This is a genomic window from Paraperlucidibaca wandonensis (genome assembly GCF_042677145.1).
In the GTDB taxonomy this organism is placed as follows: Bacteria; Pseudomonadota; Gammaproteobacteria; order Pseudomonadales; family Moraxellaceae; genus Perlucidibaca; species Perlucidibaca wandonensis.
In genome coordinates, this window is record NZ_JBHTIT010000001.1 from 2,110,591 (window position 1) to 2,132,819 (window position 22,229).

General features: G+C 52.6%; 22 protein-coding genes and 1 tRNA gene. 11 read left to right on the top strand and 12 right to left on the bottom strand.

The annotated features are described in order from the left end of the window. Nucleotides 1–12: 12 nt before the first annotated feature. From ACFQ0F_RS10030 to hisB, 4 genes are all read right to left on the bottom strand, one after another. Nucleotides 13–351: a zinc ribbon domain-containing protein YjdM gene (locus tag ACFQ0F_RS10030; RefSeq protein WP_379071706.1), complete on the bottom strand. Its 339-nt coding sequence runs from the start codon at nt 349–351 to the stop codon at nt 13–15. Nucleotides 352–414: 63 nt separating this feature from the next. Next, the gene (gene hisA, locus ACFQ0F_RS10035; protein ID WP_340675834.1) at nt 415–1,143 is read right to left on the bottom strand and encodes a 1-(5-phosphoribosyl)-5-[(5-phosphoribosylamino)methylideneamino]imidazole-4-carboxamide isomerase; all 729 of its coding nucleotides are present in this window, start codon (nt 1,141–1,143) and stop codon (nt 415–417) included. A gap of 40 nt (nt 1,144–1,183) precedes the next feature. Further along, nucleotides 1,184–1,816: an imidazole glycerol phosphate synthase subunit HisH gene (hisH, locus tag ACFQ0F_RS10040; protein ID WP_340675833.1), complete on the bottom strand. Its 633-nt coding sequence runs from the start codon at nt 1,814–1,816 to the stop codon at nt 1,184–1,186. Continuing rightward, a complete protein-coding gene (hisB, locus tag ACFQ0F_RS10045; protein ID WP_340675832.1) occupies nt 1,813–2,406 on the bottom strand; it encodes an imidazoleglycerol-phosphate dehydratase HisB in 594 nt (197 codons plus the stop codon). The genes hisH and hisB overlap by 4 nt, the downstream gene beginning before the upstream one ends. Before the next feature lie 115 nt (nt 2,407–2,521). Here hisB and ACFQ0F_RS10050 point away from each other — a divergent pair, with 115 nt between their 5' ends. Together ACFQ0F_RS10050 and ACFQ0F_RS10055 are read left to right on the top strand one after the other, a co-directional pair. Beyond that, complete coding sequence (locus ACFQ0F_RS10050; RefSeq protein WP_379071711.1) at nt 2,522–2,866, top strand: hypothetical protein; 345 nt, start codon at nt 2,522–2,524, stop codon at nt 2,864–2,866. 67 nt (nt 2,867–2,933) lie between these two features. Then, nucleotides 2,934–3,007 (top strand) — tRNA-Gly (locus ACFQ0F_RS10055). Between the two features lie 16 nt (nt 3,008–3,023). Here the strand turns inward: ACFQ0F_RS10055 and ACFQ0F_RS10060 are convergent. From ACFQ0F_RS10060 to ACFQ0F_RS10070, 3 genes are read right to left on the bottom strand one after another with little or no spacing between them, the layout of a single operon-like run. After that, nucleotides 3,024–3,308, bottom strand: coding sequence for a DUF6587 family protein (locus tag ACFQ0F_RS10060; RefSeq protein WP_379071714.1), 285 nt, complete (start codon nt 3,306–3,308; stop codon nt 3,024–3,026). After that, nucleotides 3,305–5,134, bottom strand: coding sequence for a ferrous iron transporter B (gene feoB / locus ACFQ0F_RS10065; RefSeq protein WP_379071717.1), 1,830 nt, complete (start codon nt 5,132–5,134; stop codon nt 3,305–3,307). The genes ACFQ0F_RS10060 and feoB overlap by 4 nt, the downstream gene beginning before the upstream one ends. Continuing rightward, nucleotides 5,131–5,373, bottom strand: a complete 243-nt coding sequence (locus tag ACFQ0F_RS10070; protein WP_340675828.1) for a FeoA family protein — start codon at nt 5,371–5,373, stop codon at nt 5,131–5,133. The genes feoB and ACFQ0F_RS10070 overlap by 4 nt, the downstream gene beginning before the upstream one ends. Nucleotides 5,374–5,542: 169 nt before the next feature. Here ACFQ0F_RS10070 and ACFQ0F_RS10075 point away from each other — a divergent pair, with 169 nt between their 5' ends. The 4 genes from ACFQ0F_RS10075 to ACFQ0F_RS10090 are packed head-to-tail and all read left to right on the top strand — an operon-like array spanning nt 5,543 to nt 9,678. After that, nucleotides 5,543–7,939, top strand: coding sequence for an AsmA family protein (locus tag ACFQ0F_RS10075; RefSeq protein ID WP_340675827.1), 2,397 nt, complete (start codon nt 5,543–5,545; stop codon nt 7,937–7,939). Further along, nucleotides 7,920–8,951: an A/G-specific adenine glycosylase gene (gene mutY, locus ACFQ0F_RS10080; protein WP_379071720.1), complete on the top strand. Its 1,032-nt coding sequence runs from the start codon at nt 7,920–7,922 to the stop codon at nt 8,949–8,951. Before ACFQ0F_RS10075 ends, mutY begins: the two co-directional genes overlap by 20 nt. After that, complete coding sequence (locus ACFQ0F_RS10085) at nt 8,948–9,223, top strand: oxidative damage protection protein (protein ID WP_340675825.1); 276 nt, start codon at nt 8,948–8,950, stop codon at nt 9,221–9,223. The genes mutY and ACFQ0F_RS10085 overlap by 4 nt, the downstream gene beginning before the upstream one ends. Then, a complete protein-coding gene (locus ACFQ0F_RS10090; protein WP_340675824.1) occupies nt 9,220–9,678 on the top strand; it encodes an acyl-CoA thioesterase in 459 nt (152 codons plus the stop codon). Before ACFQ0F_RS10085 ends, ACFQ0F_RS10090 begins: the two co-directional genes overlap by 4 nt. Before the next feature lie 72 nt (nt 9,679–9,750). On the opposite strand, the gene typA is transcribed toward ACFQ0F_RS10090, so the two are convergent. After that, nucleotides 9,751–11,583 carry a translational GTPase TypA gene (typA, locus tag ACFQ0F_RS10095; RefSeq protein ID WP_379071724.1) on the bottom strand — a complete coding sequence of 611 codons (1,833 nt, stop codon included), beginning with the start codon at nt 11,581–11,583 and terminating at the stop codon, nt 9,751–9,753. Nucleotides 11,584–11,726: 143 nt separating this feature from the next. Further along, on the bottom strand, nt 11,727–12,749 hold the full coding sequence (locus tag ACFQ0F_RS10100; RefSeq protein ID WP_340675823.1) for an OmpA family protein: 1,023 nt from the start codon (nt 12,747–12,749) through the stop codon (nt 11,727–11,729). Nucleotides 12,750–12,876: 127 nt separating this feature from the next. Between ACFQ0F_RS10100 and hslO the strand changes: the two genes are divergently transcribed. Next, on the top strand, nt 12,877–13,749 hold the full coding sequence (gene hslO, locus ACFQ0F_RS10105) for an Hsp33 family molecular chaperone HslO (protein ID WP_379071727.1): 873 nt from the start codon (nt 12,877–12,879) through the stop codon (nt 13,747–13,749). Nucleotide 13,750: 1 nt separating this feature from the next. Here hslO and ACFQ0F_RS10110 read toward each other — a convergent pair whose 3' ends face one another. Beyond that, nucleotides 13,751–15,103, bottom strand: a complete 1,353-nt coding sequence (locus tag ACFQ0F_RS10110; protein ID WP_379071730.1) for an ATP-binding protein — start codon at nt 15,101–15,103, stop codon at nt 13,751–13,753. Beyond that, a complete protein-coding gene (gene ompR / locus ACFQ0F_RS10115) occupies nt 15,103–15,831 on the bottom strand; it encodes an osmolarity response regulator transcription factor OmpR (RefSeq protein WP_340675820.1) in 729 nt (242 codons plus the stop codon). Before ompR ends, ACFQ0F_RS10110 begins: the two co-directional genes overlap by 1 nt. A gap of 147 nt (nt 15,832–15,978) precedes the next feature. Here ompR and ACFQ0F_RS10120 point away from each other — a divergent pair, with 147 nt between their 5' ends. Genes ACFQ0F_RS10120 through ACFQ0F_RS10130 form a run of 3 tightly spaced genes read left to right on the top strand, consistent with a single transcriptional unit; the run spans nt 15,979 to nt 20,434 of the window. After that, complete coding sequence (locus ACFQ0F_RS10120; RefSeq protein WP_379071734.1) at nt 15,979–18,327, top strand: Tex family protein; 2,349 nt, start codon at nt 15,979–15,981, stop codon at nt 18,325–18,327. Nucleotides 18,328–18,373: 46 nt separating this feature from the next. Next, nucleotides 18,374–19,951: a glutamate--cysteine ligase gene (gene gshA / locus ACFQ0F_RS10125; RefSeq protein ID WP_379071737.1), complete on the top strand. Its 1,578-nt coding sequence runs from the start codon at nt 18,374–18,376 to the stop codon at nt 19,949–19,951. Beyond that, nucleotides 19,952–20,434: a disulfide bond formation protein B gene (locus ACFQ0F_RS10130; RefSeq protein ID WP_340675817.1), complete on the top strand. Its 483-nt coding sequence runs from the start codon at nt 19,952–19,954 to the stop codon at nt 20,432–20,434. 53 nt (nt 20,435–20,487) lie between these two features. Here the strand turns inward: ACFQ0F_RS10130 and ACFQ0F_RS10135 are convergent, their stop codons facing one another. Beyond that, a complete protein-coding gene (locus ACFQ0F_RS10135; protein ID WP_340675816.1) occupies nt 20,488–21,264 on the bottom strand; it encodes an FKBP-type peptidyl-prolyl cis-trans isomerase in 777 nt (258 codons plus the stop codon). Between the two features lie 173 nt (nt 21,265–21,437). Between ACFQ0F_RS10135 and ACFQ0F_RS10140 the strand changes: the two genes are divergently transcribed. Continuing rightward, nucleotides 21,438–22,172, top strand: coding sequence for a hypothetical protein (locus ACFQ0F_RS10140; protein ID WP_379071740.1), 735 nt, complete (start codon nt 21,438–21,440; stop codon nt 22,170–22,172). Nucleotides 22,173–22,229: the final 57 nt, after the last annotated feature.

Consider the following 22,229-nt stretch of genomic DNA (forward strand, 5'->3'; position numbering starts at 1 on the left):
TGAATTAAAGCCTTAGGCCTTTTTCACAAACTCCGACTTCAGCTTCATGGCGCCGATGCCGTCAATTTTGCAATCGATGTCGTGGTCGCCATCGACTAAGCGAATGCCTTTCACTTTCGTGCCAACCTTCACTACCAGCGACGTGCCCTTAATCTTCAGGTCTTTAATCACTGTCACGGTATCGCCATCGTTGAGCTCATTGCCGTTAGCGTCCTTGATCACACGTACGTCATCGCTAGCTTCTACGGCGACTGTCGACCACTCGTGTGCGCATTCAGGACAAATATAATTGCCGGCATCTTCGTAGGTGTATACCGATTGGCATTTTGGGCAGGCAGGCAAGTCGCTCATGGAAAGTCCTTATTTGGTGTGTCAAAAAGCACAAAATCTGAGTTTGGCTTTAGCTCAACAGTCTTAGGCGTCAGCTAAAGCCTGTGCCTCGGCTAAATCCAGTGTGCCTTCGTAAATCGCACGGCCCGTGATAGTGCCAATCACGCCGTCGCCGCGGACTTTAAGCAAGCCACGAATATCATCCAAGTTAGTCACGCCGCCAGAGGCGATGATGGGCAGACCCGAGTCGCGAGCGAGTTTGGCTGTGGCCTCGACGTTAACACCCTGCATCATGCCGTCGCGGGCGATGTCGGTGTAAACGATGGAGCTGATGCCGTCGGCTTTGAATTGGCGTGCCAGATCGACAGCTTGGACGCTGGAAACTTCAGCCCAGCCATCGGTGGCAACCCAGCCATCTTTAGCATCGATGCCGACAATGATTTTGCCCGGAAAGGCGCGGCAGGCTTCGCGCACGAATGCAGGTTCTTTCACTGCTTTTGTGCCCAAAATGACATACGACACGCCAGCGCGAACATAGGCCTCGATGGTCTCTAATGAGCGAATGCCGCCACCGATTTGCACCGGCAATTTTGGCCAGCGCGTAGCAATTGCACGCACGATTTCGCCATTGACTGGTTCGCCAGCGAAAGCGCCATTGAGGTCGACTAAATGCAGGCGGCGGGCACCCTGCTCAACCCACTGCGCCGCAACGCCGATGGGGTCGTCGGAAAACACCGTATCGTCTTCCATGCGGCCTTGTTTTAGACGAACGCAGGCGCCGTCTTTGAGGTCAATGGCGGGGATAATTAACATCGAATGCTCCAGCGCAACGGCTCAGCGGCCAGCGAATAAATTAGGGGTTCCAACGTAAAAAGTTTTGTAGCAGGCGCAGGCCATCGTGCGCACTTTTTTCGGGGTGAAATTGCACAGCGAAGACATTATCTTTAGCGATGGCGCAGGAGAATGGCAGGCCATAATCACAGCTGCCGACGCTAAGCGCAGGATCATCTGGCTGGCAGTAATAGCTATGGACAAAGTAGAAGCGTGAGCCATCGGCAATGCCATCCCAGAGTGGATGCTCGCGCACTTGGCTCACGGTGTTCCAGCCCATGTGCGGCACTTTTAGGCGTTGCGCATCAACGGCCGGCACGTCGGTGAAAAATTTCACGTGGCCAGGATATAAGCCGAGGCCATCGACGCCGCCATTTTCATCAGAGCGCGTGAGCATGGCCTGCATGCCAACACAGATACCGAGTAAAGGCTTGCTGTGGATGAGCTCATCGACTAGATCGGCGATGCCGTGTTCATGCATCGCCGCCATGCAATCGCGCATCGCGCCCTGACCGGGCAATACCACGCGGTCAGCGGCGCGAATGATCGCAACATCGTCAGTGATTACCACTTTTGTGGCGCCAACATGCTCTAGCGCTTTCGCGACCGAGTGCAGATTGCCCATGCCATAGTCGAGTACGGCAACTGAGGTCACAGCGAGCCCTTAGTCGATGGCATCTGGCCGCTCATGCGTGGGTCAAGCTCAACAGCCATGCGCAGTGCGCGACCGAAGGCTTTGAACAGCGTTTCAGCCTGATGGTGCGAGTTTTTGCCGCGCAGATTGTCAAGGTGCAAAGTCACGCCGGCGTGATTGACGAAGCCTTGGAAGAATTCGAAAAATAGATCGACGTCGAAACTACCGATGCTGCTGCGTGTAAATTCGCAGTGCATTTCTAAGCCAGGACGACCGGAAAGATCGATCACTACGCGCGACAATGCTTCGTCTAGCGGCACATAAGCGTGGCCATAACGACGGACACCGGTTTTATCGCCTAATGCCTGCGCAAAGGCTTGGCCTAGTGTGATGCCGCAGTCTTCGGCACTGTGGTGATCATCGATGAAGTGATCACCATCGCAGGTGATATCGATGTCGATGAGGCCGTGACGCACAACTTGGTCGAGCATGTGGTCGAGGAAAGCCATGCCAGTATTCAGATTGCCTTGGCCTGTGCCATCGAGATTCACGCGTGCGCGAATCTTAGTTTCTCTCGTGTTACGCACCACTTCTGCTTGGCGAGCGCTCATGCCCATCCTCTACTTGGTTAGCGAAAAAAGTATTATAGCCCCGCGCGCGCGAAACTGCATGGCCTGTGCGCGCTGTCATGCTCTACACTTGGCAAAAGCCTAATGAGCCAATGTCATGCCGCTGATCGCCAGAGTCCATTCTTTACCACTTGAGCCTGAACTTATTGAGCGTTTAGCGCGCTTTAAGCCGGCGCTGAGTGCAAAAGCACCAAGCCCAGATGCCACGCTTTATGTTGGCTGGTTTAACACCAAGCCTATCGCGGCTGCGTGGGCTATTGGTAGCGATGATGCGCGCCACCTCAGTGGCTTTGCCATCCACCCGGCAACCATGGGTCGTGATGTCTTGGCGCAATTGGCGACCTGTATGCGCACACAAGAAAGTGCGGCGGGCCGGAGAGTATTGAGTAGTGAGGATTATGCAGCGCTAGATGTAGCCGTAGAGACTGGTCTAGATAAGTAAACTTGCTTCTCGACCGCGGCTAGGTGCATCGCTACAATGACGCTCTAGCATGCACCTGCCGCGTCATGCGGGTGTCGTATAATGGTAATACCCTAGCTTCCCAAGCTAGAGCCGTGGGTTCGATTCCCACCATCCGCTCCAGGCATTTCTTCTTCGCTTAGCGTGGACCGGCATCGCGCCATTGCACAGGCGTATCTTTTATCTCAGGTGTTGATGGCCCGCAAGCATTGCAGCTAGAGCAACCACTACCGCAGCCTGCATCCGTACTACCACTTTGCATCCAACTACCTACTCTCGGATAGCCGCGCTTGACCAACGCTTGGGCGAAGCGATTTTGCATGGCCGCTATGCTCCTTGGCGCAAACTGCTTTGCCACCCGCCAGGTGCTCCACAGCATCAGCGGCGCAATCACCAACCATTGCAGCAGGAGTTCGGCGTTCATAGCAGGGCCAGGGCTAGTTGGTAGGTAATGAATGATGCCAAGTAAGCAAGTCCAAACAAGTAGGCTGTCATGATGCCTACGATACGCCATGAGCCAGTTTCGCGGCGCACGGTGGCTAGGGTCGATAAGCATTGGGGAGCGAAAACAAACCAAACCAAGAGTGATAAGCCGGTGGCCAACGACCATTGCTGAGAAATTAGCGTGCTGAGTTGATTGGCGACCAAGTCTTCATTGCCAGACATGGAGTAGACCGTGCCCAGTGCTGCAACGACGACTTCGCGCGCGGCTAAGCCGGGCACTAGGGCGATGGATATTTCCCAGTTAAAGCCGATAGGCGCAAAAATCACCGCTAAAAAGGCACCGAGTTGACCAGCGTAGCTGTAATCGATGGCTGGTCCAACTGCACCGGCTGGCGCACCAGGGAAGCTGGCCAAGAACCAAAGCAGCATGGTGACGGCGAAAATGATGCCACCAACGCGCTTAACGAAGATCAACATGCGCTCGTAAAGGCCGATGGCAATGCTGCGCCAATCTGGCAGACGATAGCTGGGCAATTCGAGCAGTAGTGCGTGCTCACTGCGGTCAGATTGCAGCCATTTCATTACGTAGGCGACCAGTAAGGCGCTGGCGATGCCGCCGAAATATAAGGTGAATAAGACGATGCCTTGCAGGTTTAAAAAGCCCCAAACCGTCTGCGCAGGGATAAACGCTGCGATTAGCACGGTGTAGACCGGTAAGCGCGCGGAGCAGGTCATCAGCGGTGCGACCATGATGGTGGTGAGGCGATCGCGCGGGTCGGAAATGCTACGCGTGGCCATGATGCCAGGGATGGCGCAGGCGAAGCTCGACAGCAGTGGAATAAAGGCGCGGCCAGTGAGGCCGGCTTTGAACATCAGGCGGTCGAGCAAAAATGCGGCGCGCGGCAAATAGCCGGATTCTTCGAGCAGCAGAATGAAGAAAAACAGGATGAGAATTTGCGGCAAGAACACTAATACGCTGCCGACGCCGGCGAAAATGCCGTCGTTGAGTAAGCTGCGCAAAAGGCCATCGGGCAATGATTGCGTGCTGAGGGCGCCAAGCTCACCAATACCGAACTCGATGCCATTCATGAAAGGTTCGGCCCAAGAGAACACCGCTTGGAAGATAAAAAACATCAATATCGCCAGCAGCGCTAAGCCGAAAATTGGGTGCAGTACCACGCCATCGATGGCGTCGTCGCGAGCATCGGTGGTGCGCGGCATGATCACGCAGGCGGCCAACATATCGCGCACAGCCTGGTGCAAGTCGCCGGCAACAGGCTCTGGTAACTGGCGAGTGAGAGGCTTATCTAGCGTTTGCAGCAGCGCATTTACGCCATCGCGGCGTGTAGCTATCGTTTCTACGACCTCAATGCCCAGTGTCGCGCTCAGCGCAGCAACATCAATGGTAATGCCGCGGCGTTTCGCAGCATCCATCATGTTTAGTGCCAAAATCATGGGGCGACCTAAGCGCATCGCCTCAAGCACAAAGCGCAAATGCAGGCGCAAGTTGGTGGCATCGGCAACGCAGACAATAAGGTCAGGCGCTGGCTCATCGGCAAGCTCGCCAAGGCAAACAGCGCGGGTGATCGCCTCGTCTGGACTAGTGGCATTGAGGCTGTAGGCGCCCGGTAGGTCGAGCACCAGCATTTGCCCGCCTGATGGCAAAAGGATGCGGCCTTCTTTGCGTTCAACCGTGACACCGGCGTAGTTTGCGACTTTTTGACGCGTGCCAGTGAGCTGGTTAAACAGCGAGGTTTTGCCGCAATTAGGGTTGCCGACTAGAGCAATACGAGAAATATCTGTCATAACTGAACCAGTGAGACGATCACGCGTGAGGCCTCGCTACGGCGCAGAGCAAAGCGCGTAAAGCCAATTTGCACCAATAATGGATCGCCACCAACGGGGCCGGTGGCGGTTATGCGCACCGTTTCGCCGGGCACAAAGCCAATAACGCCAAGGCGCTGGGCAATATTGTCAGCAGGGCCGATAGCCTCTACTTGCTCGACCACAGCGGTTTGAAAACGCGAAAGTTCAGAGAGACGCACGGCAACTCAACGTTATAAATGAGAATGATTCTTAGAATTGTGAGATTTAGCATCGCGACTGTCAAACCCTATTTTCTACGCTCGGGCATAAGATGTAGGACTGGCGAGGTCATCCGCAGCACGGTAGAGTCGTTAACCATCAGCAGGTCGTCTTTTGCTAGGAGAGTATATGAAGCGCTTATTAAAATGGATTGCCGGGATCGTGGCCATGGTGCTGCTCAGCGTGTCCGCGCTGGCGGGCTATGTGTTATTTGTCCTCGACCCCAACGATTACAAGCAAGCGCTCACCGACGTAGTGAAGAAAAAGACCGACATGGATCTTCAGCTAACTGGAGATTTAGCCTGGAAGCTATATCCTAGCATTGGTATTTCCCTTGGCGAAACTAGCCTAAAAGACCCTGCTCTAGGCGAGACACTGGTTGCCGTACAGCAAGCCAGTGTCTCGGTTGAGCTAATGCCTTTGCTAGATGGCCAAGCCTCTGTCGATGCGGTATCGCTAGATGGTGCCAATGTGCGCTTCGTGCAATATGCCGATGGCAAAACTAGCTGGGATACCTTGCTAGCTAAGCTGAAAAGCCCAGATGAAGATGACACTTCAAAAGAAGTAAAGTTCAATATTGAGAGCTTAGATATCACCAATACTCAGCTAACCTTGGTTGATAAAAAGGCGGGCGTAACGCGCACAGTTGATAAGGTCACGGTGCATGCAACAGACATCGATCCTGAAAAGGCATTTCCACTTTCTGCCAGCTTTGATGTCACCCAAGCTGATGAAGCCGGGAAGAAAGTCACCGCTGAAAATAGTTTGAACGCAGTTGTTACTCTCAACCTGGATGCTAAAAAGCCGCACATTGAAGATCTCACGCTCAATAGCGCGCTGTCTGGCAATATGTTGCCGGCGCCGATATCGATTGCTCTGAAAGCAGCATCTATCGATGTTGATATTGAAGCGCAGCAACACGCGATTAATGGCATGGTATTGGACGTCATCTACGCCGATCCGACTCGCCCTGCGCCGATTAGCGCGACCATTAATGCAGACATTAAGGCTGATATCGCTAAAGGCGAAGCCGTGGTTAATCCGTTAAAATTAACCACGACAGTGACAGATAAGGCGCTGACAAAGCCCATAGCCGTAACGCTAGACACCTCAGTAAATGCAAATTGGAAACTCGGCGATATCACTGTGCCGAAGCTAGTAGCGACGCTGGACAAAATTCGCTTAGAGGCCAATGTATCAGTGAAGTTGCCGGCACTAGCCAATGGCGCCGCTAATATCACCGACGGCATGCGCGCCAGCGGTAAGCTCAGCACCAATAGCTTTAATCCGCGCGATGTCATGGCCAATTTAGGCATTACGCCGCCAGTGACAAAAGATCCAAAAGCGCTGAGTAATGTCAGCTTGAGCGCGAATATCAGTGGTGATGAGCGCAATGTCTTGGCAAAAGATCTGCGCATTGCACTCGATGGCAGCAATATTACTGGTGAGGCGGGTGTACGTGAGCTACCGAAGGCACGCATCTATGCTCGATTAAATCTCGACAAGCTCAATGCCGATAATTATTTGCCGCCTGAAAAAGCGCTGACTGATAAAACTACAGCAGATAAAGGTCAGGCTAAAAAAGCCGCAGAAGCAATTTTGCCAGTTAAGTTATTGCGCGAGCAAAATCTCGATATCGGCCTGAAAGCCGGCGCGCTCACGATTATGAGCTACCCGATCACGCAACTAAGCTTGGCTGCAACTGCCCGCGATGGCCTAGTTAATGTCAGCGAGTTCCGTGGCCAAGTGGCTGATGGCAGCTTCAGTGTTCCCGCTAATATCGATGTTCGGGGTGCCAAGCCAGTGATCACACTGAAGCCTACGCTAAACAAAATCGACCTCGGGCCCATTGCGCAAAAAGCCTTGAAACAGGATGTGTTTGCTGGCCGCATGAACTTCAATGGTAATGTCACGGTACGCGGCAACACTACTGATGAGTGGATCAGCTCAGCTAAAGGCCCGAACACATTGCGCCTAAATGATGGCGTGATTAAAGGCGTGAATATCCGCGATGCGCTATTTAACGCCCTCGGCAAATATCAGGCGCTGCTGCCAATGCTGACTGGCCATAACAGCGAAGAGCTGAAGTCGAAAATCGGCAATACCGATATCGTTAGCCTATTAGGCGACATCACACTTGACCAAGGCGTGGTGCGCAACGAGTCAATGAAGGCCGACCTCAAGGATATGCAAGTTGCTGGCGCAGGCACATATAACTTGCAGACCAACGATGTCGACTACCGCTTTCAGCTCAAGCTCGACAAAAAATACTGGGGCGAGAAAAACGCCAAGATGGCTGAATACGCCATTCCAGTTCGTTGCAATGGCAATTTGCAAGGCAGCCTAGCCACACTCTGCGGCCTAGATAAAGCCGGTATGGAGGGCATTGTTGGGCAAATTGCCAAGGCTCGTTTAGGCGAAGAAGTTGAAAAGCAAAAAGGTAAATTAGAGGAAAAGCTCACAGAGAAGCTCGATCCCGCGCAAAAAGAGGCTGTGAAGCAAATCTTTGACCTCTTCAAACGTTAATTTTTCTGATGCGGTCTTGGCATGGTTCGACCATGCCGGCCGCAAGCATTTGCCATGGCAGCAAAACGTCACCCCGTATCGCGTGTGGGTATCGGAGATCATGCTGCAGCAAACCCAAGTCAGTACCGCTCTGCCCTACTTTCAGCGCTTTATGGCAAGTTTCCCGACGCTCGCCGATCTTGCTAGCGCCTCTATCGATGATGTTTTGCATCATTGGACAGGGCTTGGCTACTACGCGCGTGGGCGAAACTTGCACAAGGCAGCGCTGCTAGCCTGTGAGCGTCACGACGGGCAGCTGCCGGCGAGTTTAGATGAGTTAGTGGCATTGCCCGGCATCGGTCGCTCCACCGCCGGTGCCATTTTGTCGCTAGGCTTTGGTCAGCGTGCGGTCATTCTCGATGGCAATGTGAAGCGAGTTTTGGCGCGTTATCACGCACTTGCGGGCGATCCGGCGAAGGCTGCAGTAGCAACGCAGTTTTGGTCTCTGGCCGATGCCTTAACGCCGAGTCAGCGCTGCGGCGACTACACGCAAGCCATGATGGATTTGGGCGCCACGCTGTGTACGCGCACTAAGCCGGCCTGCGAGCGCTGCCCTGTGCAAGATGGCTGTATTGCCTACGCTCAAGGCGAGCCCGCGCGTTATCCCGAAAAGCAACGAAAGCAGCCCGTGCCACGGCGTGAGGTCACGCTAGCGATTCATTTGCATGATGATCAAGCATGGATGGCTCAGCGACCAAGCTCAGGCATCTGGGGCGGCCTCTGGAGCTTCCCAGAATGGCCGAGTGATACGCCATTGCCTACGCAAGCCGAAAGCCTGCCTGAGTTTGTGCATGTGTTTTCGCATTTTCGTTTAAACATTAAGCCTGTGATTATTCAGGCCACTTCGAGTTTGGCGGTTTCCGAAGCTGCCGGTCGCTGGGTTACACTCTCCGATCTACCGGCGCTAGGTTTCCCCGCGCCCATTTATTCATTATTGCAGCGCTTAGGCGCGCGCCTGGAGGCGAGTTCATGACGCGCATGGTTTATTGCCGAAAACTCAAACAAGAACTGGAAGGCATGGCGTTTGCGCCATTCCCCGGTGAGCGCGGCCAAGAGTTATTCAACACCGTGTCTAAAGAGGCTTGGATGCAGTGGCTTCGTCACCAAACCATGCTGATTAACGAAAACCGTTTAAGCGTGCTCGATCCGCAAGCGAAAGCATTTTTAGATGAGCAGCTAGAAAAATACTTAAGCGGCGATGACTATGAGCGGGCCAGTGGTTGGACGCCTGAGAAGCCGGCGTGAGCTCTGCACCAGCAACCCGCGGTCCGGCATCGTTAGAGGCCTTGCAAGCAGCGTATCCCATGGTGCTCTCGACCAAGGTGCAATGGGGCGACATGGACGCGCTCAATCACGTCAATAATGTGGTGTATTTTAAGTATTTAGAAAATACGCGACTAACGCTGATGGAGCAGATGGGAATCTTCCCTCGACTATTTGAAGAGGGCACGGGCTTGGTTATTGCTGATGCGCGTTGCCGCTATAAAGCGCCAGTAGTCTACCCAGATACGCTACACATTGGCGTGCGTGCCGAGCTTGCGGGTGAGGACAAGGTTGTTTTTCACTACGCTTTGTTTAGTGAGCAAATGCAGCGAGTGGCTGCCGAGGCCGAGACAATTCAAGTGTGCGTTAACCCAGAAACGGGGCGTAAAACACCTATGCCGGAATGGTTTAAGGATGCTTTGATGACGTTGGCTTAAGCCTTCGCTTAAAGCACAAACAAAAATGCCGCTAATTAAGCGGCATTTTTGTTGGAGCGTAGAGCGTGAAGCTTAGTTACGGCTGGCACGCTTACGGTCAGTTTCGGTCAGGTGACGCTTGCGCAGACGAATGGACTTCGGTGTCACTTCGACTAGCTCATCATCTTCAATGAACTCTAGCGCCTGCTCCAATGTGAAACGAATTGGCGGAGTCAGCACAATGTTTTCATCTGTGCCGGAAGCACGAACGTTGGTCAGCTGTTTAGCTTTGGTGGGGTTAACCGCCATGTCATCGTTACGTGAGTTCAGGCCAATGATCATGCCTTCATAGACTTCAGTTTGTGGGCCAATGTGGAGGCGACCACGTTCTTGCAAGTTCCACAGGGCGTAGCCGAGAGCGACACCTTGCACCATGGAGATCAGTACGCCATTTTGACGCTTAGCGACATCGCCTGATTTCAATGCGCCATAATGCGAGAAGCTGGCGGTCATGATGCCGGTGCCGGAGGTCATGGTTAAGAACTCGGAGCGGAAGCCGATGAGGCCGCGCGAAGGCACTGTGGCTTCAATACGAATACGACCTTTGCCGTCGAGAATCATATTGGTCATGTCGCCGCGGCGTGTGCCCATTTGCTCCATGACGCCGCCTTGATGCTGCTCTTCAACGTCGAAAATGACATTTTCGAAGGGCTCACATTTCACACCGTCGACTTCTTTGAAAATTACTTCAGGGCGTGACACGCCCATCTCGAAACCTTCACGACGCATGTTTTCGATGAGCACCGACAAATGCAGCTCGCCACGGCCTGAGACTTTGAATCGGTCTGGGCTGTCGGTGGGCTCAACGCGCAAAGCGACGTTATGGATAAGCTCTTTTTCTAGGCGATCTTTGATGTTACGCGAGGTCACATACTTGCCTTCACGACCGGCAAATGGTGAGTTGTTGACTTGGAATGTCATGCTCACGGTGGGTTCGTCGACGGAGAGCAATGGCAATGCTTCAACACACTGTGGGTCGCACAGTGTGTCGGAAATGCCTAAGCCTTCCATGCCGGTGACGCAAATGATGTCGCCTGCATCTGCTTCTGGCACTTCAACTCGGTTTAAGCCGTGATAGCCCATGATTTGCAAAATACGGCCGTTACGCTTTTTGCCTTCGCTATCGACGATGGTGACTTGCGTATTGGTTTTGACACGACCGCGAGTGATGCGACCGATGCCGATAACGCCAACATAGCTGTTGTAATCGAGTGATGAAATTTGCATCTGGAATGGGCCGTCAACATCGACTTGTGGCGGCGCAACACGATCAATAATGGTTTGGAATAACGCCGTCATGTCGGTGCCGAGCTTGTCAGCTTCGTAGCCAGAGATGCCGTTGAGGCCAGATGCGTAGACGACAGGAAAGTCGAGCTGCTCATCGGTAGCGCCTAAGTTGTCGAACAATTCGAAAACTTGGTCCATAACCCAATGTGGGCGAGCGCTTGGGCGATCAACTTTGTTCAGCACAACGATGGGCTTGAGGCCGCGAGCGAAGGCCTTCATGGTCACGAAGCGGGTTTGTGGCATTGGGCCATCAACCGAGTCAACCAAGAGGCAGACAGAATCGACCATCGACAGTACGCGTTCAACCTCGCCACCGAAGTCGGCGTGGCCTGGGGTGTCGACGATGTTGATGCCGTATTCTTGGCCATCGCGCGGGTCAGTCCATTTGATGGCAGTGTTTTTTGCCAAAATGGTAATGCCGCGTTCCTTCTCCAAATCGTTGGAGTCCATGACGCGCTCGACATCACCGCCGCGATCGCCGAAGGTGCCCGATTGCTGTAGCAGCTTGTCGACGAGCGTAGTTTTGCCATGGTCAACGTGAGCGATAATAGCGATATTTCGGATTTGCTTGATAGACAAGATAGGTCTCGCGCGGCGGTCAAAAATTGGGCGCAAAGTATACCTGAACTATTGCCACAATTCTTGTGCTGATTAAATGTGTGGAAGTTCGAGTATAAAAAAAAGCCACCCGAAGGTGGCTTTTTTGCATTACGCGTTAGGAATTACTTCTTAACGGTAACTTTCACTTCGCCTTGAGCAACAGCTACTGAGCGACGGTTTTTAGCACGGCCTTCAGCAGTTTTGTTGTCGGCAACTGGTTGTGCAGCACCGTAGCCTTTCGAGCTGATGCGATCTGCGGACAAGCCGTAGGTCTTGGTCAGTACGTTAGCAATGGCGTCGGCACGACGTTGGCTCAGGGCATCGTTATACGAAGCGGTGCCGCGTGAGTCAGTGTGGCCTTGGATTTCAACAGTAGCTGCTGGGTATTCTTTCAGCAGTTTTGCAATGCCTTCGATTTCGTCATGGAACTCAGGTTTCACAACTGATTTGTCAGTATCGAACAGCACGCGCATTTCACGGCTAACTGTTTCAACTAGTTCTTTCGTGCAGCCATCAGCAGTCACAACCACATTGGTTGGTGTGCCTGGGCATTTGTCAGCGCTGTTAGCAACGCCATCTTTGTCGTCGTCGCCATCAGTTTTTACGGCAACGGCCGCTACTGGAGCAATGGCTGCTGCTTTTTGGCCGCCGAAGCTATAAGTCACACCAACAGAGGCGATGCCGTCGTGATCGCTTTCTTGCATATCTTCAACGCCACGGATTTCGCCGCGAAGCGCTAGGTTGTCGGCCATTTCATAGAAGGCGCCAACTGCGACGTTAGCAATAGTGTGTTCTGTATAGCCGTTATTTGTGCCGCGAGCCAAACCACCGCCGATCAGAACATAAGGCTGTAGTTTGTTTTCAACGTTGAAGCGGTAGTAAGTATCTAAAGTAGCCATTTCATGGCGAGTAGCACCCGTGCCACTCGCTTTGTTTGTAGGGTTGGCGAAGCCGTAGCGAAGCTCTAAACCTACATTTGGATTGACGCGGTAACCAAGAGCTAATGAGGAGTCGACGCCATCGTCGAGGCCTTTGTCATTGTCGTACATGTGGTAGCCGATCATCGGGCTGACAGTGATTTCGGCATGAGCTGCCATGGCAGCTGTAGCCATAAATGTTGCCAAAGCAAGTTTATGCAATTTCATAGTCAATAAATCCTTGTAAATAAATGATTACTAGATGTAACAGCACGTAGAGTAGTGCGATGCAGTAAACTGGTCAAGTAGACGACATCGCCACTCAGCCCAACTATTTTCATGTGAGTTCTTCATCGTGCCAGACTTTCTTCAGCGCTTTCATTTTCAAAATACGCCTGTTCGAGGAGAGCTTTGCCGGCTCAATGAAGCCTATCGGGCCGCTCTGGCAAAGCACCACTATCCAGAGCCTGTAGCAGCATTATTAGGACAGGCTATGGTGGCTGTTGCCCTAATGACGGCAACTCTAAAGCTCAAAGGTAGCCTTATTCTGCAAATTCAAGGCGATGGCCCTGTTGGCTTGATTATGGCGGAGTGCAATCAAGCTGGTGATGTGCGTGCAATAGCTCGCTTTGACGCTGATGCAAGCTATGCCGATACGCAGTGGACAACACTCACAGGTGTCGGCCGCCTGCTACTTACTATCGAACCTGATGATGGCGAACGTTACCAAGGTATTGTGCCGCTAGAGGGCGCGAGTTTGGCTGACGCACTGGGCCATTACTTCCGGCAGTCTGAACAACTTCCGACGAAATTCATCTTTGCTGCCGACAACGAAGGCGCTGCGGGCTTAATGCTGCAGGTTTTGCCGGGTCATAATAGTGGCGAAGACGATGATTTGTGGCCGCGCGTCACACAATTGGCGGCGACGGTGAAAAATGAAGAGCTATTAGGCGTTGCTCCCGAGCAGCTTTTATATCGGCTCTTTCACGAAGAGTCGGTTGAACTTTTCCCGACGACAGCGCTGCGTTTTAAGTGCACCTGCTCGCGTGAGCGTAGTGCTAACGCCTTAGTGTCGTTGGGTGTTGAAGATCTGCGCGAAGTTGCTGCTGAGCAAGGAGGCACGATCAGCGTCGACTGTCAGTTTTGCCATCAGGTTTATGGCTTCGATGCAGTAGACATCGAGCAGCTATTTCAACCTGCTGCGGATGCGCCAGATAGCGTGCAATAAGCTAGCGACGCATCCATAGCCTAGGTTTGGGCAGCGTGATGCTAACGTCCAAGCCGCCATCGGGATGATTGCTTAGGTGTAGTTGGCCGCGATGCTGCAAGACAATGCGCGCCACAATGGCAAGACCCAAGCCCGAGCCTTGCGAGCCGCGCGCACTATCGCCGCGGCGAAATGGCTCCTGCAGCTCCTGCATGCGCGTTTCATCAATTCCCTGTCCGTGATCACGGCAACGCAATAAAATATTGGGCCCTACTTCTTCTGTGCTAAACACGACAGGGGCTTGGCCGTAGCGCATCGCATTTTGAATTAGATTTCCGATAAGCCGTTTAAACGACAGTTTGCGTAAGCGCAGTGGTGGGATTTCACTAAGCACAGTTTCGATACGAATAAGATGGCAAAATTGTTGCGTCACTTCACTGACCAAGGCATTTAAGTCGATTTGCTCGGCCTGCTCTTCTGAGCCATCACGCATAAAGGCGATGAACTGATCCAAAATCGCGTCCATATCCTCGATATCGGTAACCAAGCCTTCTGCTAAGTCACGATCGCGCATCACTTCAGCTGTCAGGCGCATGCGTGTTAATGGTGTGCGCAGGTCATGTGAAATGCCGGCGAGCATAACCGTGCGCTCCTGCTCGGCGAGATGAATTTGCCGTGTCATTTGGTTAAAGGCTCGGTTCACTGCGCGAATTTCTGTTGGCCCACTTTGCACATCCAGCTGCGTGCTGTGCTGCCCACGCCCGACGCGTATCGCCGCTAGTTGCAGGCGCTTTAATGGTCGGTTGAGCTGGCGAGCCAGAATAATAATGGCAATGATCGATAGCAGCGGAACGCCCAAGACCCATCCTAAAATAATGCCCGGGCTGTATTGCTGCATAAATAGCAGCTCTTCGCGTACCCACATGGGTTGCTCGGTGTCGGCGCTTATCCAGAGTGTAGGGACCGGTTTAAACTCGAAGTACACCAAGGATGGAAAGCCTATTTCGCGGCGTAGCTGCTTTTGAAAGCGGTCGGTAAATAGCTCAGCAAACCATTTATCACGTGGCGATGGAAAGCGTTCGACATCACGAACAATTTCTACATTTCCGTAGTCTCGAAGCGCACGATCGATAATCTCTGGCGCAACGCCTTCGCGCTCAGCATCGCGTAGCTTCAGCATTTTAATAGCAGAGCTATGCGCGTGCTGGCGAATCTCCGGCAAATATAAGTTTTGCCAAAAAAACGCAATCGATAGCGCCTGACTCATCAGCACCACGATGCCAATAACAAGCGTCGTGCGCATGGCGCTCGAGCGTGGCTTCAGCCATTGCACGAGGCTGCGTTTGCGCTTAGCCGGATCTTGCAGCTTGAGCATTAGATTAGCTCATCGGGCACAAATACATAGCCCACGCCCCACACGGTTTGGATATAGCGGGCGTTAGCGGGATTGGTTTCGATGAGCTTGCGTAGGCGTGAAACTTGGACATCGATGGATCGTTCCATCGCGCCCCATTCACGGCCGCGAGCGAGCGCCATGAGCTTATCCCGAGTGAGTGGTTCGCGTGGATGTTGTACTAGGGCTTTTAAGACGGCGAATTCGCCCGTCGTCAGCGATACCGAGGTGCCGGTATTGCTCAGTTGGCGCGTTGATAAGTCCAGTGTCCATGGACCAAAGCTGACAACTTCGCTGGTTTGTGATGGCGCGCCAGGTAGTTCGCGCGTCTGCCTGCGCAGTACGGCCTTCATGCGCGCTAAAAGCTCCTGCGGATTAAATGGCTTTTGCAAATAATCATCGGCGCCGGCTTCAAGGCCGTTGATGCGATCGCTGTCCGCGCCACGCGCGGTAAGCATAATAATTGGCGTGTTATTGCCTGACTCGCGAAGGCGATGGCAAATGGCAATGCCATCTTCGCCAGGCAGCATAAAGTCGAGCACGATCAGTGCGAATAGCTCGCGGCCGAGTACGCGATCCATTTGCACGGCATCTGCGACTGTTTTTACGCCATAGCCTTGGTCTTCTAAAAATCGCTGTAAAAGCGTGCGTAGGCGCACATCGTCATCGACAACTAAAATCTTCTGGGCATCGCGGTTGTCGCTATTCATCCCATCCTCATCTGGTTTTACCGTTAAGCCTGAGTGTACGCAGGCGCAAGGCGTTTGAACACGGGCGGCTTTTGCCTGACACAGGCGGCGGAGTAAGTGGTTTAATTGCGCATCTTAAAAATCGTTTTAACAATACTGTGAGTTGTTATGTCTGCGCTAGCTTTACAAATTGCCCGTGAACTCAATGTGCGACCTGAGCAGGTCGAAGCCACCATCGACTTATTGGATGGCGGCGCTACGGTGCCGTTTATCGCGCGCTATCGTAAAGAAGTGACCGGAGCGCTCGATGACACACAGCTGCGCCAGCTCGAAGAACGGTTAGTGTATTTGCGTGAGATGAGTGATCGCCGCACGGCCATCATTTCCAGTATTGAAGAGCAAGGCAAGATGACCGACGTTTTGCGCGAACAAATTCTGGCCGCTGAAACTAAAGCGCGTTTGGAAGATTTGTATTTGCCATATAAGCAAAAGCGCGTGACTAAGGGCCAGCAAGCCATCGCCGCTGGCCTTTTGCCACTGGCCGATATGCTGTTTAACGACCCTTCTAAAGTGCCGGAAGCTGAGGCGCAAGCGTTTATTGTGGCCGAGGCTGCCGAGGGCGGCTTGGCCTATCCTGACGTGAAAGCCGTGCTTGATGGCGCAAAACATATACTGATGGAGCGCTTTGCAGAGCAGGCCGATTTGCTGGCTTTATTGCGCGATTACTTGAAAGGTCGCGCTTTATTAAGTGCTCGTGTAGTGGTCGGTAAAGAAGCGGCGGCAGCAAAGTTTCAGGATTATTTTGCGCATGATGAAGCCTTGGCTAAAGTGCCATCGCATCGCGCGTTGGCGATGTTCCGTGGCCGCAATGAAGGCTTTTTGTCGCTAAACTTTACCCTGCCAGATACCGATGATGGCGTGCATCCCTGCGAGCATTTAATTGCCAATCATGTTGGCATTGAGGCGGCTAATCGCCCTGCCGATGTTTGGCTGAATGAAGTTGTGCGTTGGACATGGCGCGTGAAACTGCTCACGCATTTGGAAAGCGATCTGCTCGGCGAGTTGCGCGTGCAGGCCGAAGAAGAGGCTATCCGCGTCTTTGCTCGCAATATGAAAGATCTATTAATGGCCGCGCCCGCTGGCTTGCGCCCGACATTAGGTTTAGACCCTGGCCTGCGCACTGGCGTTAAAGTCGCCATTGTCGATGGCACTGGCAAGCTCGTTGCGCATAGCACGATTTTCCCGCATCAGCCGCGCAACGATTGGGATGGTTCGCTGCATGCACTCGCTGAGCTATGTAAAACACATGGCGTTGAGCTCGTCGCCATTGGCAATGGCACGGCCTCGCGCGAGACCGATAAGTTGGTCGCCGAGCTGATGAAGAAGCATCCGTCTCTTGGATTGACCAAAATCGTGGTCAGCGAAGCCGGCGCATCGGTATACTCAGCGTCTGAATTGGCCGCGTTAGAATTCCCCAATCTCGATGTGACTTTCCGAGGTGCGGTATCGATTGCTCGCCGCCTGCAAGACCCGCTAGCGGAGCTGGTGAAAATCGATCCGAAAGCCATTGGCGTTGGTCAGTATCAGCATGATGTTAATCAGCTCAAGCTCTCGCGCATGCTCGACACTGTTGTAGAGGATTGCGTAAACGCCGTTGGCGTGGATGTGAACTCGGCCTCGGCAGCACTGCTCACGCGCATCGCCGGCTTAAACACAACGCTAGCGCAAAACATCGTGGCATTCCGTGATGCTAATGGCGTCTTTCGCGATCGCCAAGATCTGAAAAAAGTGCCGCGTTTAGGCGAGCGTACATTTGAGCAAGCCGCAGGCTTCTTGCGCATTGCCCAAGGTAGCAACCCGCTGGATGCATCAGCAGTGCATCCAGAATCTTATCCACTAGTGGCGAAGTTTCAGGCCGCTGCTGCATGTGATCTCGCGCAGCTCATTGGCAATAGCAAAGCATTAAAGTCGATAAAGCCAGCTGATTTTGTCGATACAAGCTTTGGTTTGATCACGGTGCAAGATGTGCTCAGTGAGCTAGAAAAGCCCGGCCGTGATCCGCGCCCTGAATTTAAAGCGGTAACGTTTAGTGATGCTGTAACTGAAATGAAAGACCTGGTGCCCGGCATGGTGCTCGAAGGCGTGGTGACTAACGTTACTGCCTTCGGCGCATTTGTTGATGTTGGTGTGCATCAGGATGGCCTAGTGCATATTTCTGTGCTGTCGGATCGCTTCATCAAAGATCCGCATGAGGTGGTGAAGGCTGGCGATATTGTCAAAGTGAAAGTCATGGAAGTAGATCTGCCGCGTAAGCGTATTGCTCTGTCTTGTAAGCTAGATGCGGCGTTGCCGACAGCTGGCGATGGCGTGGTGAAAGACCGCCAGTCATCACCGCGCGGCGCATCACGCCAGAGCGCCGCAACAGCTAAGCAGCCGCAACGCCAACAACAAGGCAGCGCGCCATTAAAGTCCGGCACCTTAGGCGACTTGTTTCGCAAAGCCGGCGTATCGAAATAAGCATTTGTCATCGTGGCCAGTAACGGCGGCGATTTAGGAGAGGTCGATGGACCGCGAATTAAGCACCCAGCTGCAGTGGCTGAGTCAGCAAGCTAGCTGTCTGCAGGGCATGAAGCGTGGCTTGGAAAAAGAGTCGCTACGCATCGATAGCGATGGTTGGTTGGCGCAAACACCACACCCTGCTGCACTCGGCTCAGCGCTAACGCATCCGAGTATAACGACGGATTATTCCGAGGCTCTACTTGAGCTCATCACGCCGCCTTGCGACAGCATCGCGAGTGCTTTCGGCTATCTCGATGAAGTCCATCGCTATGTCTATTCGCAGCTAGGCAGTGAGCGCTTATGGGTCAATTCCATGCCCTGCAAGCTTGGCCCCGATGCACAAATCCCGCTCGCGCAATATGGCAGCTCCAATATCGGTCGCATGAAAACGCTGTATCGCCACGGCCTCGGCCTGCGCTACGGCCGACGCATGCAAACCATTGCCGGCATTCATTACAACTTGTCATTCCCCGATAGTTTTTGGCAGGCCTGGCAGGAGGCGAGCGGCAATACGCAAAGCTTGACCGACTTCCGCTCAGAAAAATCCTTCGCGTTAATACGCAACTTCCAGCGGCGCAGCTGGTTGCTTTTGTATTTGCTTGGAGCGAGTCCGGCGGTATGCGGTAGCTTTTTAGCCGGCCGTGAGCACGGCCTAGATGCCATGCCATCGGGCACGCTATATCGACCCAATGCAACATCCTTGCGCATGAGTTCTTTGGGCTATCAAAACGATGCTCAATCAGACTTGAAAGTGTCGTATAACGCCCTCGATGAATATGTACGTGATCTTGATCGCGCCATTCGGACACCGTATGCGCCTTATGAGGCCATGGGCGTTAAGCAGAACGGTATTTATCAGCAGCTAAATGGCCATATTCTGCAATTAGAAAATGAGTATTACGGCTTAATTCGACCTAAGCGTAACGGAGCCTCAGGCGAGCGCCCAACACAGTCCTTAGCCCGATCTGGCGTTGAGTATGTAGAGCTGCGCTGTGTTGATTTAGACCCGTTTGAGCCTTTCGGCATTAGCTGCGAGAGCGCGCACTTTTTGGAGGTTTTTGCGCTGCATTGCGCACTTGCAGAAAGTCCAACCTTCAATGACGTCGACTATCAGCGCCTACCATTAAACCAACAGGCTATGGTCGAGTGCGGTCGTGATCCAGCATTAGAAATTGATACCGGCCGTGAGTCCGTACGCTTCCGTGAGCTTGCCTCTAGGCTGTTTGTTGAGCTGCGCGCTGTCGCCGAAATATTAGATTCGACACATGTGACCAACACGTATAGTGCCGCGGTTGCAGCACAGCTTGCCAAACTGGAAAACCCTGCGCTGACAGGATCGGCGATGGTTTTGCAGGCGATCGACAAATGGGATGGCTGCTTCTATAACTTTGCCATGGATCGTGCTGAGCGCGCTCGCGACCACTTCATGCAGCGCCCGCTAGCCAATGAGCGTGCGGCAGCCTATCGCGACGAAGCTGAAGCATCATTGCAGCGTCAGGCCGATTTAGAGGCAGCGCCTGCACCAGCCTTTGATGATTTTTTGCAGCAGTATTTTGCCGACACCCCAACTGGAGCCGCCTAAATGTTTAACACCCAACGCTTATTTTTATGGATGGCCTTGAGCTCAGTTGTCGCAATGGCTGCTGCGCTTTATTTGCAGCACTACCAAGACCTTGAGCCTTGCCCACTGTGCATATTTCAGCGCGTGGCAGTGATTGCATTTGGTGTCGTTAGCTTGCTGGCCTTTTTGCACAATCGTCAGGGCTTTGGTCGACGAATTTATGCTGGCCTAGCTGCTGTAGCTGGTGTGGCAGGTGTTGGTGTTGCTGGCCGTCATGTTTGGTTGCAGCACTTGCCGGCTGATCAAGTGCCGAGCTGCGGCCCAGGGCTAGACTACTGGCTAGATGCCCTGCCATTGCAGCAAGTGATTAATGAAGTATTTAAAGGCGCTGGTGAGTGCGCCTTAGTGGATTGGTCATTGCTTGGCTTTAGTTTGCCCGAATGGACATTGCTGATGTTCGCTGGCATGACTGGCGCTGCTGTTGTGCAGCTATTGCGTCGCTAACTACGGTGTTCATGGGTAATAAAAAAGCCGGCTTTCGCCGGCTTTTTTATGTCTTATTTCTTCTTCTTTTTAGACGGTGTCGATGCAGCAGTAGATTTCTCAATGCTGAGTAGTTCAACACGGAAGTTCAGTACAGCATTTGGCGGAATGGGGCCTGCACCCTCTTCGCCATAGGCTAAATCGGAAGGAACAAAAAACTCATACACCGAACCAACGGGCATCATTTGTAAGCCTTCAGTCCAGCCGGGAATTACACTGCCAATAGTAAATGTGGCCGGCTCGCCACGATTTACTGAGCTATCAAACACCGTGCCGTCTAAAAATGCGCCTTCATAATTAACTTTAACGGTATCAGTGGCTGATGGTTTTTTACCTGTTGCCTCTTTCAGCACACGGTATTGCAGGCCAGACTCGGTGACTTTAATGCCTTCGGCATTTTGATTTTGCGCTAGAAAAGCTCGGCCAGTTTCAGCGTTTTCTTTTGCCAAAGCTTTTAAATCGGCCTCAAGTTGCGCCATGCGCTGAGCTTTATAGCGATTAATCGCAGTGGTGCGTTCTTGCGCACTGAGTAAGCTTTCTTTTTTGGCAATCGCATCTTTAAAACCCCGAATGAAAGTATCTGTATCGAGATCTGGAATTTGCTCGGCACTACCTTGGCCATTCATATAGCCGATGCTGTAGGCAAATTGTTCTTTATCGACGACAGGCTTTTTGCCGCTATTTGGAGCAAGCACTGGAGCAGTGGCAAAAGAAGCTGGAGCAATATCGGTATCTGCCTGCACCGCTGAGGCGGTAAATAAAATGGCAGCGGCGAGAACAAGACGACGCATAGGAAACTCCAAGAAATGTTGGTGAAGCTGAGCATAAGCACAAGAAGCGTGTGTGACCACTAGCCAATTGATTAAGTTCCGACAGAAAGTTGTAAAAGTTTCGCTGATAGACTCGCAATTTGACGCATCTTCGTTTAACTTCTTTTTTGCATAAACCATCTGAGGAATTTTCCATGCCCGCTGCAAAGAAAAAAGCATCGCCCATCAAGGCCAACGCTGCTAAAGCAGCGAGCCAGGTGGAAAAAATCAAAGCCGACGTAGAGAAGCAAGCTGCTAAGTTAGGCGATCAATTACAAAAAGCCGTTGATAAGGCGCAACAAGAAGCCGAAGGCTATGTTGAAGCTGGCATGAAGCTGATTGAAAAAGCGGAAGCTAGTGCAAAAGAAGCCATCGATAAGCTGCAAGCACAATTGCAAAAAGCTGCCGGTGACAAAGAAATGGTAGCGTTGATTAAAGACAGTATTCGTCAGGTACAAGTCGAGGCGAAGGCAGTTATTGCTGCTGCGAAAAAAGATTATCAAGCACGCCGTGAGATTTTAAAGTCATCGCAGAAAAGTGAATTGAAAGCATTTTTGCAAGCTAAGTTAAAAGGCACTGCTGCTAAGCCTGCCGCTAAAGCACCAGCCAAAGCACCAGCCAAAGCACCGGCTAAAGTTGCTGCTAAGGCGCCAGCGAAGGCCGCTGTTAAAGCACCAGCAAAAGCCCCAGCAAAAGCTGCTGCAAAACCAGCGGCCGTTAAGCCAGCTGCTGCTAAAAAATCAGCGGCGGTCAAACCTGCCACTGCTGCTAAAAAGCCAGTTGCTAGAAAGCCAGCAGTAAAGCCGGCCGTTAAGCCAGCTACTGCTAAGCCAGCAGCAAAGCCAGCCGCTAAAACGGCTGAAGCACCGAAGACTGACTCAACGAACTAAGTCGTTTCAGTTAAGATGCAACGGGCCTTCGGGCCCGTTGTCATTTCTGCATACCTA